The organism is Streptomyces sp. NPDC127092 (assembly GCF_042722475.1).
Lineage (GTDB): Bacteria > Actinomycetota > Actinomycetes > Streptomycetales > Streptomycetaceae > Streptomyces.
The window spans coordinates 42,569-56,569 of the sequence record NZ_JBHXFE010000055.1; the positions used below are offsets into that span (position 1 = coordinate 42,569).

The 14,001-nt window shown below is 75.3% G+C and carries 13 protein-coding genes; 4 read left to right on the forward strand and 9 right to left on the reverse strand.

The features are described from left to right. Nucleotides 1-24 precede the first annotated feature (24 nt). On the reverse strand, nucleotides 25-837 hold the full coding sequence (locus ACFWJO_RS33010; protein ID WP_386871158.1) for an NAD-dependent epimerase/dehydratase family protein: 813 nt from the start codon (nucleotides 835-837) through the stop codon (nucleotides 25-27). 222 nt (nucleotides 838-1,059) lie between these two features. On the opposite strand from ACFWJO_RS33010, the gene ACFWJO_RS33015 reads away from it, so the two are divergent. Beyond that, a complete protein-coding gene (locus tag ACFWJO_RS33015; RefSeq protein WP_386871160.1) occupies nucleotides 1,060-1,995 on the forward strand; it encodes a 5-dehydro-4-deoxyglucarate dehydratase in 936 nt (311 codons plus the stop codon). Next, nucleotides 1,992-3,188 carry a hypothetical protein gene (locus ACFWJO_RS33020; protein ID WP_386871162.1) on the forward strand — a complete coding sequence of 399 codons (1,197 nt, stop codon included), beginning with the start codon at nucleotides 1,992-1,994 and terminating at the stop codon, nucleotides 3,186-3,188. Before ACFWJO_RS33015 ends, ACFWJO_RS33020 begins: the two co-directional genes overlap by 4 nt. A 70-nt stretch (nucleotides 3,189-3,258) precedes the next feature. Here ACFWJO_RS33020 and ACFWJO_RS33025 read toward each other — a convergent pair whose 3' ends face one another. After that, nucleotides 3,259-4,455 carry an MFS transporter gene (locus ACFWJO_RS33025; protein WP_386871164.1) on the reverse strand — a complete coding sequence of 399 codons (1,197 nt, stop codon included), beginning with the start codon at nucleotides 4,453-4,455 and terminating at the stop codon, nucleotides 3,259-3,261. A gap of 48 nt (nucleotides 4,456-4,503) precedes the next feature. After that, complete coding sequence (locus tag ACFWJO_RS33030; protein ID WP_386871165.1) at nucleotides 4,504-5,418, reverse strand: DUF2867 domain-containing protein; 915 nt, start codon at nucleotides 5,416-5,418, stop codon at nucleotides 4,504-4,506. 55 nt (nucleotides 5,419-5,473) lie between these two features. Between ACFWJO_RS33030 and ACFWJO_RS33035 the strand changes: the two genes are divergently transcribed. Continuing rightward, a complete protein-coding gene (locus tag ACFWJO_RS33035; RefSeq protein WP_386871167.1) occupies nucleotides 5,474-6,058 on the forward strand; it encodes a TetR/AcrR family transcriptional regulator in 585 nt (194 codons plus the stop codon). Here the strand turns inward: ACFWJO_RS33035 and ACFWJO_RS33040 are convergent. The 6 genes from ACFWJO_RS33040 to ACFWJO_RS33065 all read right to left on the reverse strand — a co-directional run bounded on the left by ACFWJO_RS33040 (nucleotide 6,048) and on the right by ACFWJO_RS33065 (nucleotide 12,162). Then, a complete protein-coding gene (locus ACFWJO_RS33040; RefSeq protein WP_386871169.1) occupies nucleotides 6,048-6,470 on the reverse strand; it encodes a hypothetical protein in 423 nt (140 codons plus the stop codon). The two genes, ACFWJO_RS33035 and ACFWJO_RS33040, sit on opposite strands and share 11 nt — an antisense overlap. A 93-nt stretch (nucleotides 6,471-6,563) precedes the next feature. Further along, complete coding sequence (locus ACFWJO_RS33045; RefSeq protein ID WP_386871171.1) at nucleotides 6,564-8,012, reverse strand: peptidoglycan D,D-transpeptidase FtsI family protein; 1,449 nt, start codon at nucleotides 8,010-8,012, stop codon at nucleotides 6,564-6,566. An 80-nt stretch (nucleotides 8,013-8,092) separates the two neighbouring features. Then, nucleotides 8,093-8,719, reverse strand: coding sequence for a response regulator (locus ACFWJO_RS33050; RefSeq protein WP_386871189.1), 627 nt, complete (start codon nucleotides 8,717-8,719; stop codon nucleotides 8,093-8,095). Nucleotides 8,720-8,748: 29 nt separating this feature from the next. Next, nucleotides 8,749-10,086: a sensor histidine kinase gene (locus tag ACFWJO_RS33055; protein WP_386871173.1), complete on the reverse strand. Its 1,338-nt coding sequence runs from the start codon at nucleotides 10,084-10,086 to the stop codon at nucleotides 8,749-8,751. Then, nucleotides 10,083-11,189 carry a hypothetical protein gene (locus ACFWJO_RS33060; protein WP_386871175.1) on the reverse strand — a complete coding sequence of 369 codons (1,107 nt, stop codon included), beginning with the start codon at nucleotides 11,187-11,189 and terminating at the stop codon, nucleotides 10,083-10,085. The genes ACFWJO_RS33055 and ACFWJO_RS33060 overlap by 4 nt, the downstream gene beginning before the upstream one ends. A 202-nt stretch (nucleotides 11,190-11,391) precedes the next feature. Then, nucleotides 11,392-12,162 (reverse strand): IclR family transcriptional regulator, encoded by a 771-nt coding sequence (locus tag ACFWJO_RS33065; protein ID WP_386871177.1) that lies wholly within the window; start codon nucleotides 12,160-12,162, stop codon nucleotides 11,392-11,394. 124 nt (nucleotides 12,163-12,286) lie between these two features. Here ACFWJO_RS33065 and ACFWJO_RS33070 point away from each other — a divergent pair, with 124 nt between their 5' ends. Beyond that, entirely contained in the window at nucleotides 12,287-13,780 is a 1,494-nt protein-coding gene (locus tag ACFWJO_RS33070; protein ID WP_386871179.1) for an aldehyde dehydrogenase (NADP(+)), read from the forward strand. The last annotated feature ends 221 nt before the right edge of the window (nucleotides 13,781-14,001 follow it).

Below are 14,001 nucleotides of genomic sequence, written 5' to 3' on the forward strand. Positions count from 1 at the left end.
CCCTGTGCTTCTCCCGCCGCCGGGTCAGTGCGGCCAGCGCGGCGGGTCCACGCAGAAGTGCCCGCCCAGATAGACGTCGTCGGCGCTGCCGGGCGCCGGGAGGCCCTTCTCCGCGATGATCCGCTCGGCGAACACCTCGGAGTCGTCCTTGGGTTCGTAGCCGAGCGCGCGGGCCGAGGACAGGTCCCACCACTCCCGGGTGTTGGCGGAGGAGCCGTAGACGACGGTGTGCCCCACATCGGGCGCGGTGAGCGCCGCGTGCATCAGCCGCGCGCAGTCGGCCGGGCTGAGCCACATCGACAGCATCCGCACGGAGGTGGGCTCGGGGAAGCAGGAGCCGATGCGCACGGAGACGGTCTCGACGCCGTGCTTGTCCCAGTAGAACTGCGCCAGGTCCTCGCCGAAGGCCTTGGAGAGCCCGTAGTGGGTGTCGGGCCGGTGCGGGGTGTCGACGGGGACCGGAGGCTCGCCGGGCCGCGGCCGGGCGGTGAAGCCGACGGCGTGGTTGCTGGAGGCGAAGACGACCCGGGGGACGCCTTCCTCGCGCACCGCCTCGTAGAGGTGCTGGAGCCCGAGGACGTTGGCGGTGACGATCTTGTCGAAGTCGGCCTCCAGGGAGATCCCGGCGAGGTGGATCACGGCGTCGACGCCGCGCACGGCCTCCCGCAGTGCCGCGCGGTCGGCGAGGTCGGCGACGATCGCGTCCGGCGCGCCGGGGACGGGGACGATGTCGAGCGGGCGGAGTTCGTAGCCGTACGCGGGAAGGAGCTCGCGCATCAGCGTGCCGACGCCGCCGGCGGCGCCGGTGAGCAGGACGGTTCGGGGTGCGGGGTTCAAGGAGGGCATCTCCGTCCGTAGACCGTATTCACAGACATGGAATCCCCGGGCAGGGAGCGCGCAGGGGGAAGGGGCGCCACGCTAGGTACTGCTCTGCGCAGCGTCAAGAACGCGTGCCCCGAAGGGACTTCACTTCTTGACCGCTCCATCGGGGCTGCCCTAGCGTGTGCAGCGTTCAAGAATATGGACAGTAGTCAGAATCTTGTACGACAGGGAGTGCCCGTGACCACACCCCCGCTCGCCGACCGGCTCGACGGCCTGCTCTTCTTCCCCGTCACCGCGTTCGGCCCGGACGGCGACGTCGACCTCGACGCCTTCCGCGCCCACGTCCGCGCCGGGATCGACGCGGGCGCGGGCGCGGTCTTCGCCTGCTGCGGCACCGGCGAGTTCCACGCGCTCACCCCCGAGGAGTTCCGCGACTGCGTCGCCGCCGCCGTCGAGGAGGCCGCGGGCCGGGTCCCGGTCCTCGCGGGAGCGGGCTACGGCACCGCCCTCGCCGTCCGCTACGCCCGCCTCGCCGAGGAGGCGGGCGCCGACGGGCTGCTCGCCATGCCGCCCTACCTCGTCGTCGCCGACCAGGCCGGACTGCTCCGCCACTACACCGAACTGGCCGCCGCCACCGCCCTCGACGTCATCGTCTACCAGCGCGACAACGCCGTCCTCACGCCCGAGACCGCCGTCGCCCTCGCCCGCACGCCCGGCGTCATCGGCCTCAAGGACGGCGTCGGCGACCTCGACCTGATGCAGCGGATCGTCAGCGCCGTCCGCTCCGCGGGCCTCGACCTGCGCTACTTCAACGGCCTGCCCACCGCCGAACTCACCGGCCTCGCCTACCGCGGCATCGGCGTCACCCTCTACTCCTCCGCCGTCTTCTGCTTCGCGCCCGACATCGCCCTCGCCTTCCACCGGGCCCTGAACGACGGCGACGACGCGACCGCCCACCGGCTCATCGACGCCTTCTACCGCCCGCTCGTCGAACTCCGTTCGCGCGGCCGCGGATACGCGGTCTCCCTCGTCAAGGCGGCGGTACGGATGAACGGCCTCGACGTCGGCGAGGTCCGCCCCCCGCTCAGCGAGCCGCTGCCCGAGCACCTGAAGGAACTCGCCGACGTCATCGCCCGCGGCCGGGCGGCGCTCGCCGAGGGGACCGCGCGATGAGGGCCGGCGCCTTCCTCTATCCGTGGGACGTCGACGGCGACCCGGACGCCCCCGCCCGGCTCGCGGACCTCGGCCTCGCCCAGGTCACCCTCGCCGCCGCCTACCACTCCACCCGCGCCCTCACCCCCCGCCACCCCCGGCACCGGATCGTCACGGCCGGGTACGCGGCGGTGCTCTACCCGCCGGACCCCGAGCGCTGGCGGGGCCGCGCCCTCGCCCCGTACCCGGCGGGGGACTGGGCGCCCGGCGACGCCTACGGGGCGGCGGCGGGAGCGCTGGCCGGGGCGGGCCTGGAGGTGCACAGCTGGGTGGTCCTGGCCCACAACTCCCGGCTCGGCGCCGAGCACCCGGAGACCTCCGTCGTCAACGCGTACGGCGACCGCTATCCCTGGGCTCCCTGCATCGGCCAGGACGCCGTCCGCCGCTACCTCGTCGACCTCGCGGCCGAGGCGGCGGTACGGCAGGGCGCGGCCGGCACCGAGCTGGAGTCCTGCGGCTGGTACGGCCTCGCGCACCTGCACGCCCACGACAAGACCGCCGGCGTCCCGCTCGACGACACGGCCCGGTACCTGATGTCGCTCTGCTTCTGCCCGTCCTGCCGGGAGGGTTACGGCGGACACGGCGCCGACCCGGACGAACTGGCCGCGGCCGTCCGGGCCGCCCTGGAGCCCGCCTGGCGCGGCGGGCCCGCCGGCCCGGTCCCCGGCCGGCTGGCGGACCCGGCGCTCGCGTGGCGCCTGGAGGCCGCCCGCACCCTCCAGGAGGACGCCGTCGCGGCCGTACGGGCCGCCGCCCCGCCCGGCTTCCGGGTCCTGCTGCACGCCGACCCCGTCCCGTACCGCTGCGGCGCGAACGCGGGCACCGACCCGGCCCACGTCCTCGCCGTCGCGGACGGCGTGGTGACCCCCGCGCCCGACGTGGCCCCCTTCGCCGCCCACGCGCACGAGCGGACCGTCCTGGCCGCCAACCTGCCCGTCGTCACGGGCATGGGCGGCTCCCCGCACACCCTCGCCGCGGACGCCCGGCGCGCGGCGGCCGAAGGCGCCACCGAACTCCGCCTGTACCACGCGGGCCTGGCGTCGGACGCCGACCTGGCGGCGGTCCGGGAGGCGTTGGACGCCGTCCACCGAATCCCGTCCGGCCCCGCCCCCCTGGGCACGGCGGCCGCCCGGGCCGCCGCAACTCCCCGGTAGCCCGCGCGGCCGAGACGTCCGACGCCTCGCGGCCCTGCCCGTCGGCCGTGGGGCCGGGCCGGAGTGCCTTTCAGGGGGTTGCGTCGCTCCGGTGGGCCGTGGCGGGCGCCGCCGCGCGGGGCGGCTCCCTGCGGCGGCCCACGGCCAGTGTCGCCGCGCCCGTCAGGCCCGCCACGCCCAGGAGCGGCAGCAGCGCACGGACGTCCAGGACGGTCGTCAGGGCCGCGCCCAGGGCGATGGCCAGGGCGTTCGGCACGAAGACCAGGGTGTTCGCGGTCGCCGCCGCCCGGCCCACCGCCTCGGCGGGGACCCCGCGCTGCACCGCCGTCAGCACGGCGATCAGCACCCATGGCAGGCCCACCCCGACCAGCCCGCTCGCGGTCAGCGCGACCGTGTCGTACGGCAGCGCCCGGGCCGCCGCGCCCAGCGCGAACACGGCGAGGCCGACGGAGGCGAGCGTCCGCTCCGTCGCCCGCCGCAGCAGCGGTCCGGCGAGCAGGCCCGCCACGACCGAGCCGGCGCCCTGTGCCGCGTACAGCACGCCCGCGTAGGCGGGGGAGTGGCCGAGGCCGCGGTCCACCACCGCGTAGACCGCGGACCCGTTGAGTCCCGCGAGCAGCATGGTGAAGCCGCCCGCGAGCACCAGCGGCCGCAGCGCCGCCGACTCCCGGAGCAGCCGGGCGCCCTCGGCCGTGCGGGGACGGCGCTCCGGCACGGGCCGTTCCTCGCGCACCCGCAGCAGGGCGAACACCCCGGCCGCGACGGCGAAGGTGGCCGCGTCGAGCAGGGCCACCGGACCGCCGCCGTAGCGGGCGAAGAGCCCCGCCGCCACCAGCGGGGCGAGCAGCTTCATGGCCTCCTTGACGGTCATCCGCAGCCCGTTGAGGCCGCCGAGCCGGTCCGGGTCCAGGGCCGAGGCCGCGAGCGCGGTCTCGGCTGCCTCGTGGACCGCGCCCTGCGCCCCGTACGCCAGGAGCACGGCGAACAGCAGCCACACCCGGTCCGCCCGGTCCACCCACAGCAGCAGGGGGAGCAGCAGGGCCATGACCGTGTTCACCACGACCAGGAGCGGACGCCGCCGCACCCGGTCGACCAGGCCGCCGAGCAGCGGCCCGAGGAACGCGGGCGCCCACAGGGCGAAGGTGGTCAGGGCCGCGAGACCGTCGGAGCCGGTGAGGGACTTGACCCAGATCCCGGAGACGAGCCACATCGCCGTGGTGCCGAAGCCGGACACGAGCACGGCGGTCAGATAGAGAGGTACGCGCATGACCGCAGGCTGGCTTCTGAGGTGGCCCGTCCGGATCGGGCAGGTGCCTTATGCGCGTTCGGGCAGGGGCCGCGCGTTCCGCTCGCCGGCGGGCCGGGCCGCGAACGCGAGCCGCCGGTGCGCCCGGCGCAGCATCAGGCGGGCCATGAACGGGTGGACGTGGCGCACCAGCGCGAAGTAGAGGCGGCCGACGGCGTTGTGGAGCCGTACGGCGCTCACCAGGGTCACGGAGTCGTCGTCGAGCAGCACCGAGGCGCGGTAGTCCAGGTGGAAGGCGTCCTCGCCGAGGAGGAGCTCGTGCTCGCCGGTGGCCCGCACCGAGGCGGGCAGCACCTGCCGCCATGCCTCCGGGTCGCGGGGCATGCCCGGCGGCAGCGGCAGCCGCCAGGCGTCGGTGAAGTCGGGCCGTGGGACGGCCTCGTGAAGGAGGCGGGCGGCGCCGGGAACGGGCGCGGCTGCCGGGCGCACCCAGAACAGGCGGTTGACCAGCAGGGCGCGGGCCGGACGGCGGGCCGGCGGGTGGGGCAGGGCGCCGAGCACGGCGCGCTCGGCGTTGTCGAAGCTCTCCTCGACCATCGTGTCGTGGACGGGCTCGATGGCGAGCTTGAAGAAGGCGAACGCCCCTGCGCCCATGGTCATCTCGAGGGTGTGGGTCATCCGGCAGCGGCCGGGGCCCAGGGGCTCGACGTCGAAGCGGTGGTAGCCGGTGCCCATGTCGTCGTCGGTGGTGTCGAAGCGGACGGACCGGCCGGGTTCGTGGGCGGAGACCCGGTAGCGGACCCGGCCGTGGCCGCCGTCGGCGCCGACGGCGAGCGGGCGGTCGAGCACCATCGCGGGCCAGACCGGGGTGGGGAAGAGCGGGTCGTCCGGCGCGGAGAGCCGGTCGAGGAGGGCTCCGACCGTCTCGGCCGGGGCCTCGACGACCCTCTGGTGGACGTTGCGTACCGTGCGCGTTCCGGGCATGACCGGACCTCCATACGGGAGCGTATGTTCAGACCGTACGGTACCGTACGGAAACATGCACGAGTCCCCGGCCCCCAAGGAACGACGCCCCCGCAAGCGCCTCAGCGCCGACGACTGGGCAGACGCGGCCCTTGCCGCCCTCGCCGAACGCGGCCTCGCCGGCGTCGCCGTGGAACCGCTCGCCGCCCGCCTCGGCACCACCAAGGGCAGCTTCTACTGGCACTTCGCCAACCGGGACGCCCTCGTCGCCGCGGCCCTCGCCCGCTGGGAGGAGGTCTCCACCGAGCGGATCATCCGCGCCATGGAGGCTGCCGAACCCGACCCGGCGGCCCGGCTCGGCGCACTGCTGCGCGGCGCGACCGCCTCGGCCGCCGAGGACCCGCTGGAGGTACGGCTGCTCGCCGCGAGCGACCACCCCGAGGTGGCGGCGGCCCTCGCCCGCGTGACGGAACGCCGCGTCGGCTACCTCGCCCGCCTCTTCGAACTGCTCGGCTTCCCGCCCCCCGAGGCCCGCCGCCGCGGCCTCCTCGCCTACACCAGCTACCTGGGCCACGCCCAGCTCGCCCACGCCGTCCCCGGCTCCGTGCCGGCCGACCCCGCCTACCTGGCCGCGGTGACGGACGCGCTGCTCAAGCCCTGACCCGCGCCGCCCGCCGCGACTCGTACCGCAGCGCCACGCCCGTCGCCAGGGCGCCGACGCCCTCCCACAGGCCCACGCCGAGGAAGCCGGAGGGGGCACGGTCGGTGAGGACGGCGAGGGTGAAGACCGAGAAGGTGAGGAAACGGAAGGGCACCGTCCAGCGGAAGAAGGCCTTCCAGTCGGCGAGGGCCGCCAGGACGTAGTAGACGCCCATGTTGAGGGCCGCCATGGACGAGGCCGTCAGGAAGAGCAGGGTGTGGTCGCCGTCGGCGCGGCTCGCCCCGGACACGGGAGTGAGCCCCATGAGGCGGATCGTCGTGTCGGGGGAGACCAGGCCCACCACGCCGAGGGCGGCGGCGAGCAGGCCGAACACGGCCATGGTCCAGCCGGACGGGGAACGGGGCACACGCACGTTCGAGAGCATGCGCCCTGCATACCGTGCGGCGGGGGCCGCGGACCAACCGGCCCCCGCTTCACGTCACTTCGAGACGCGCGACCGCGCGGCTCACTTCAGCGCGGCCCTCATCATCTTCTGCGCCACCGGCGCCGCCAGGCCGTTGCCGCTGACCTCCGAGCGGGCCGCGCCCGAGTCCTCGATCATCACCGCGACCGCGACCTCCTTCCCGGTGGCCGGGTCCTTCGCGTAGGAGGTGAACCAGGCGTACGGCGTCTTGCTGTTGTTCTCGCCGTGCTGCGCCGTGCCCGTCTTGCCGCCGACCTCCACGCCGCTGATCGCCGCGTTGCTTCCCGTGCCGTCGTCGACCACGGTCTTCATCGCACTGCGCAGCTGCCGCGCCGTCCCGGACGAGACGATCCGCTCGGTGTCGCCGTCCTCGTACGACTGCAGCGCGTCGCCGTCCGAGTCGACCACCTGCGAGACCATGTGCGGGCTCGCCAGCAGACCGTCGTTGGCGATGGCCGCGGACACCATCGCCATCTGCAGCGGGGTGGCCGTCACGTCGAACTGCCCGATGCCGCTCAGCGCCGTCTGCGCCTTGTCCATCCCGGACGGGTACACGCTCGGGTACGCCCGGACGGGCACGTCCAGCTCCTTGTCGTCGAAGCCGAACCTCTCCGCCATCGCCTTCACCTTGTCCTGGCCCAGGTCCACGGCCATCTTCGCGAAGACGTTGTTGCAGGAGTAGCGCAGCGCCGTGCGGATGGTCGCGTTCTCGCAGGGCGCGGAGGCGTTCTCGTTCCTCAGGACGGTCCGCGTGCCGGGCAGCGTGTACGGGTCCGGGCTCTCCGTCGCCGTGTCCACGGAGCCGTACAGACCGTCCTCCAGCGCCGCCGCCGCGACCACCAGCTTGAACGTCGAACCCGGCGGCAGCGGCTGCCGCAGCGCCCGGTTGACCAGCGGCTTGTCCTCGTCCTCCGTCAGCCGCCGCCACTCCTCGCCGTCCGTCAGACCGGCGATCCTCGACGGGTCGTACGAGGGCGTCGACACCATGCCGAGGATCCGGCCCGTCTTCGGGTCGATCGCGACGGCGGCACCCTTCTTGCTCCCGAGCGCCTCGTACCCGGCCTTCTGCACCGCCGGGTCGATCGTCGTCACGACGGTGCCCGGCTTCGCCCGCTTCCCGGTGATCGCGTCGACCGGGTTCTTCAGCCGCGTGTCCGTGCCGTCCAGGACGCCGGAGTAGAGGCCCTCCAGCTGGGTCGCCCCGTAGGCCTGCGAGCTGTAGCCGGTGACGGCCGCGTACAGCTCGCCGTCGGTGTAGCTCCGCTTGTAGGCGAGGTCGCCGCCCTTCGTCTCCTTCGATCCGGTGACCGGCGAGCCGGCCACGACGATGTTCCCGAGCGGCTCCGCGTACTGCGCGATGACCTTCCGCCGGTTGTTCTTCTCGTTCGCGAGGGCCTTGCCTTCGTACGCCTGCACCCAGGTCGCCCGCCCCAGCAGGGCGAGGACCAGGAGCAGCGCGAAGACCGAGGCGCGCCTGATCGTCTTGTTCATCCCGAATGCGGGACGAGCCGGACGGCGGCGAACGTTCCCGATCTGTCCGGTTTCTCAGGGAACCTTCATGTGGTGGTCCGTCAGGCGTTCGCCCGGATGAACCCCGACTCGTACGCCGCGATCACCGCCTGCGTGCGGTCCCGGGCGCCCGTCTTCGCGAGCACCGCCGCCACGTGGGACTTCACCGTCGCCGGGCCGACTCCCATGCCCTCGGCGATCTCCGCGTTCGTCAGGCCCTTCGCCATCCGCCGCAGCACCTCCGCCTCGCGCTCGGTCAGCCGGGCCGCCCAGGCGGGCGCCGGCGGGTGGCGGCGGGCGTGGTCGGCGGCCAGGGCGCGGACGGCCGCCGGGTACAGCAGCGAGTCGCTGCGGGCGACCAGCCGCACCGCGCTCACCAGTTCCTCCGGCGAGGCCCGCTTGAGCAGGAAACCGGCCGCGCCCGCCCGCAGCGCGTCGTACACGTAGGCGTCGTTCTCGAAGGTGGTGACCACCACGATCCGCGGCGCGTCCGGGCCCTGCCCGAGCCCGGAGAGGATCTGCCGGGTGGCCTGGATCCCGTCGATCTCCGGCATCCGGACGTCCATCAGGACCACGTCGGGCCGCAGCTCCCGCACCACCGACACCGCCTCGGCGCCGGTCGCCGCCTCACCGACGACCTCCACGCCCTCCTCGGCGTCGAGGATGACCCGCAGGGCCGTCCGCACCATCCGCTCGTCGTCCGCGAGCACGACCCTGATCACCGCGCACCCCCGGCCGGTCCCACCGGCAGCCGGGCGGACAGCCGCCAGCGGCCGTCCACCGGGCCCGCCTCCGCGGTGCCGCCGAGCAGCCGGGCCCGCTCGGCGACGCCGCGCAGTCCGCGCCCGCCGTCCGGGCGGGCCACCGGCGCCGTGCCGGGCAGCGGATTCTCCATCGTGATCTCCAGTTCGTCCCCCGACAGCGCGACCCGCGCCGTCACCGTCTCCTCCCGCGCGTACCGCACGGCGTTCGTGAGTCCTTCCTGCACGATCCGGTACGCCTCGCGCGACACCGCCTCCGGCAGCCCCGTCAGATCGCCCCGCACCGTCAGCGCCACCCGCGGCCCGGCACCCCGCACCAGTGCGTCGAGCGCGTCGAGACCGGGCGCCGCGAGCTCGCCGTCGTCCTCGCCGCTGCGCAGCAGGCCGAGCACGGCGTCCAGCTCGCCGACCGACCGCCGGGTGGTCTCCTCGATCGCGGTCAGCGCCTCCCGTACGAACCCGAGGTCGGGCGTGCCCGCGTCCAGCACCCGCCGGGCGGCGCCCGCCTGAAGCGTGACGGCGCTGAGCGCGTGCCCGACCGAGTCGTGCAGCTCGCGGGCGAGCCGGTTGCGCACCGCGAGGTCGGCGGCCCGCCGCTCGGCGGCGGCGAGCCGGTCGGCCGGGCTCGGCCCGAGCAGCCGCGGCGCCGCCGAGGCGAGCAGCGCGCCCGCCGCCGCGGCCGCCGCCGCGAGCCCCAGCAGCAGCAGGACCGCGAGCGGCAGTCCCGCCAGGGCGAGCCACTGCCGGTCCAGATGCCAGAACCGGCCGACCTCCGAGTTCCGCAGCCCGGCCGAGAACGGCAGCGCCGCCACCGCGAGCGCGAACGGCGGCAGCGCCAGGCTCGCCCCGCTGACCAGCGCGCCCGCGCCCAGATGGAGCGCGAACCAGCCGGCCGTCCGCGCCTTCGCCTCGCGGCCGCGGGCCGGCCCGTCCGCGAAGCGCCCGGCCGGCACCCCGCACAGGCTGCGGGCCGCCGCCACCGACATCGGCCGGGTCAGCGGGAAGAGCGCCGTGAGCGCGGCCAGCGGCAGCCCCACCGCGTACGCGCCGAACTGCACCGCGAGGCTGCTCGCGAACATCGCCCCGCCGTCCAGGAGCGGACCCACGACCACGGTGCCCACCAGCCAGTACGGCATGAACAGGGCGCCGCCCAGGATCAGATGGAGCCACCGCCGGCGGGCCCGCTGCCCGAACAGGGCCCGCCCGAGGCGGTGTCCCGCGGACCGCGCCGGGCTCCCGGCCGCGCTCCCGGCCGGACTCTCGGCGGTGTCGGGTGCCGCGTCGCGCCGCGTCATGCGGTCCGGCTCCCGCGGGCGCGGCGGCTCAGGACCACGGCCAGGCAGCCGGCCAGCAGGAATCCGGTGATCATCTCGCCAGCGTAGGCGGTGGTCATCAGGCCCGTCGGCTCTTTCGCGGCATCGGTCTGCGGCAGCAGCGCGACCAGCGACATGTACGCGCCCCAGCAGCCGGCGGCCCCGGACGCCACCCAGGCCAGGGCCATCGTGGTGCGCACCCGCAGCCCGGCCGGGCGGCGCAGCAGGAGCAGCAGCGTGGCGAGCACGGCGAGGACCGTCAGGGCCGCCATGACCACGTCCAGGGTGGCCCGGTCGGAGTCGTAGGACGCGGCGAACGAGGCGGAGAGACCGTCGGTCGAACCGGCCGCCCAGCGCAGCCGCAGCCCGGCCGGGACGAGGGCCAGGGCCGCCGCGGCCACGGTCACGGCCCGGAGGACGGGTCCGCCCACGGCCGCGGGAAGCTCGCCGAGGCGCCCGCTCCACACCCGGCCCCAGCGGTCCCGGGCGTACAGCGCGAACAGCGTGCCCAGGCAGAGGCCCTGGACGATGAAGCCGCCGTACACCACCGGGAAGACCCACGGGTCGACGAAGGGCTCGGCAGCGACGGCCGCCTCGGCGGAGGCGCCGCCCGTGGCGAGCGAGACCACGAGCTGGGCCGGGTAGCCGATCATGATGGGGCCGATCAGACCGGTCGCCGCCCACATCGGGAAGGCCAGCAGCCAGGCCTTCACCCGCCGTCCCCACTCCTGGGTGAGCAGCAGGGCGAGCAGCACGACGACGGCGTCGGCGAGCACCGAGGCGGCGTTGACGGCCGCCATCATCCCCGGGCGCTCCAGGAGCACGCTGCCCTCGGGGATGCCGATCTCGCTGCCGGCGACCCAGGCGACCTTGAGGACGATGTACGGCAGGCAGGCGAGGATCGAGAGCACGCGGAGCAGGCGCCGGCCGGGGCCGACGGGCGCGGGGGCGGAGCCGACGGGTGCGGGGGCGGAGCCGACGGGAGTGGGGGCGGAGCCGAGGGGCGTGGGTGCGGGGCTGGCGGGAGTGGGGGCGGGGCCGGCGCTGGTGGGGGCGGCGGCGGTGGGGAGCGGCGGGTTCGTCATGCCCCCAGCCTTTCGCCGGCCCGCCCGCCGCACGTCCTGCCGGACGCCGAACCGCCTCCGCCGCGCGGGGGAGACCGGCGCGTCCAGGAGGCGTAGGGGCTCCGTCCCTGGAGGCCCAGGGCCCGCCCGGTGGGATCAGGGCCGGACGGGTCCTGGCCGAAGCCGTCTCGGCTCGGCGGCCCAGGCCCCTGCCGTACGGCCGCTACAGCCGGCGGGTCGCGAGGGCGAGCCGGTCGCGGGCGTCGAACAGCGCGTCCTTGATGAGCTGTTCGTGTCCCGGCGTCAGGCGTGCCACCGGCACCGAGCAGCTGATCGCGTCGCGCGCCGGCGTGCGGTACGGGATCGCGATGCCGAAGCAGCGCAGGCCCAGGGTGTTCTCCTCGCGGTCCACCGCGTACCCCTGCTCGCGGATGACCCGCAGCTCCTCGATCAGCTGCTCGCGGTCGGTGACGGTGTGCTCGGTGAGCGCGGGCAGCGTCTCCGGCAGCAGCTTGCGGACCTGCTCGTCGCTGTGGGTGGCGAGCAGCGCCTTGCCGAGCGAGGTGGAGTGGGCCGGGAGCCGGCGGCCGACCCGGGTGAACGGGCGCAGGTAGTGCTGCGACTGACGGGTCGCCAGGTAGACCACGTTGGTGCCGTCCAGGCGCGCCAGGTGGATGGTCTCCGTGGTGTCGTCCGAGAGCCGGTCGAGGGTGGGCCGGGCGGCGGCCACGACCTCGTCGCCGTCGATGTACGAGGTGCCGACGAGCAGCGCCCGCACGCCGATGCCGTAACGGGTCCCGGTCGCGTCCGTCTCCACCCAGCCGAGCTCGACGAGGGTGCGCAGCAGCATGTAGAGGCTGGACTTGGGGTAGCCGACGGCCTCCTGGACGGCGGCGAGCGAGTGCATGCCGGGCCGGCCGGCGAAGTACTCCAGCAACTCCACCGTCCGCACGGCGGACTTGACCTGGGCCCCACCCGCGTCGTTCGTCGACATCGCCCTCGCCCCTCTTCCGGAAGCCTCTTGTGGAGACGGCTCGGCCGTCCATAGAGTCCCCGTGTCGGATTCACCTACAGGGACCGCGTTCAGAATACCGAACGACGTGGGCGAGGGGCGTGCCGTGACGGCAGAACCAGTGTGGAGTGTGGACCCCCGGACGGGGAAGGAGCGGGAACAGGTCGCGGAGGCGGCCGACGCGGCGGAGGTCGACCGGGCGGTACGCGCCGCCCACGCGGCCCGGGGCGCGCTCGCCGACCGCAAGGCCCGCGCCGCCCTGCTGCGCGGCGCGGCCGGCCTGCTCGACGCGGCGCGCGACCAGGTCGTCGAGGCCGCCGACGCGGAGACCGCGCTCGGCCCGGTCCGGCTCACCGGCGAACTCGCCCGTACCACCGCCCAGTTGCGCTACTTCGCCGACATCGTCGACGAGGCCGCCTTCCTGGACGTACGGATCTCCCGGCCCGACCCCACGACCACCCCGCCCACGCCCGACCTGCGGCGCATGAAGGTCCCGCTCGGCGTCGTCGCGGTCTACGCCGCCAGCAACTTCCCGCTCGCCTTCTCCGTGCCCGGTGGCGACACCGCGAGCGCGCTGGCCGCCGGCTGCCCCGTGGTCGTCAAGGCGCACCCCCTCCACCCGGCCACCTCCGAGCTCTGCGCCGCGCTGCTGCGCCGGGCCGCCGCCGAGGCCGGGCTGCCGGAGGACGTCGTCGTCCTCGTGCACGGCTTCGACGCGGGCGTGGAGCTGGTCCGCCACCCGCTGGTCGCCGCCGCCGGCTTCACCGGCTCGGTGCAGGGAGGCCGGGCCCTGTTCGACGCGGCCGCCGCGCGCCCCGTGCCCATCCCCTTCCACGGCGAACTCGGCTCGCTCAACCCGGTGGTGATCACCGAGGCCGCGGCCGAGGAGCGGGCTGAGGAGATCGGCTCCGGGCTCGCCGCCTCCATGACCCTGGGCATGGGCCAGTTCTGCACCAAGCCCGGCTTCGTCCTGGCCCCGGCGGGCGAGGCGGGCGACCGCGTCACGGCCGCCCTGACCGAGGCCCTCGGCGACGCCGAACCGGGCGTGATGCTGTCCCGCCGGATGCGCGGCCACTTCCTCACCGCCACCTATGAGGACGCCCAGGTGGAAGGCGTCACCGCCCCCGTCCACCCCGGCTCCGCGAGCCCGGAGGCCGTCGCGCCGGGCTTCCTGCTCACCGACGCCGCCGTCCTGCTCGACGGCGCGAGGCACACGCTCCTCCAGGAGACCTTCGGCCCGGTCACCCTGGTCGCCCGCTACTCCTCGCGCGAGGAGATCAGCGCCGTCCTCGCCCTGGTCCCCGGCAACCTCACCGCGACGCTCCAGGCGGCCGACGAGGACCCCGAGGCCGCCTCCCTCCTGGCCGAACTCACCCCGCTGGCCGGACGGATCCTCGTCAACGGCTGGCCCACGGGCGTCGCGGTGGCCGACGCCCAGCACCACGGCGGGCCCTACCCGGCCACCACGTCGCCCTTCACCTCCGTCGGCGGCACCGCGATCGAACGCTGGCTGCGCCCGGTCACGTACCAGTCCACGCCGGAACACCTGCTGCCGCCGGAACTCCGCGACGACAACCCGCTGGGCGTACCCCGGCACTGAGGGCCGGGCGGGGCGGGGCCGGCGGCCCTGGGGCCGGGGCCGGAGGGACGGGGCCGCGGGTGCGGGGCGTGGGGGCGGGGCCGGAGGGCCGGGGGCCGCGGCGCCCTGGGGCCGGGCCGCCGGCAAGGTGGGCCACCGGCAGGCCGGGCCGACGGCAAGCCGGCCCGCGGCCGTCAGTGCGGCACCCGCACCACGATCTTGCCGGTGTGGGTGTTGGACTC

Coding starts and splice junctions, on each gene's coding strand:
- ACFWJO_RS33020 (WP_386871162.1), top strand. CDS start 1,992: ATGAGGGCCGGCGCCTTCCTCTATCCGTGGGACGTCGACGGCGACCCG.
- ACFWJO_RS33025 (WP_386871164.1), bottom strand. CDS start 4,455: ATGCGCGTACCTCTCTATCTGACCGCCGTGCTCGTGTCCGGCTTCGGC.
- ACFWJO_RS33030 (WP_386871165.1), bottom strand. CDS start 5,418: ATGCCCGGAACGCGCACGGTACGCAACGTCCACCAGAGGGTCGTCGAG.
- ACFWJO_RS33035 (WP_386871167.1), top strand. CDS start 5,474: ATGCACGAGTCCCCGGCCCCCAAGGAACGACGCCCCCGCAAGCGCCTC.
- ACFWJO_RS33045 (WP_386871171.1), bottom strand. CDS start 8,012: ATGAACAAGACGATCAGGCGCGCCTCGGTCTTCGCGCTGCTCCTGGTC.
- ACFWJO_RS33050 (WP_386871189.1), bottom strand. CDS start 8,719: ATGGTGCGGACGGCCCTGCGGGTCATCCTCGACGCCGAGGAGGGCGTG.
- ACFWJO_RS33055 (WP_386871173.1), bottom strand. CDS start 10,086: ATGACGCGGCGCGACGCGGCACCCGACACCGCCGAGAGTCCGGCCGGG.
- ACFWJO_RS33060 (WP_386871175.1), bottom strand. CDS start 11,189: ATGACGAACCCGCCGCTCCCCACCGCCGCCGCCCCCACCAGCGCCGGC.
- ACFWJO_RS33065 (WP_386871177.1), bottom strand. CDS start 12,162: ATGTCGACGAACGACGCGGGTGGGGCCCAGGTCAAGTCCGCCGTGCGG.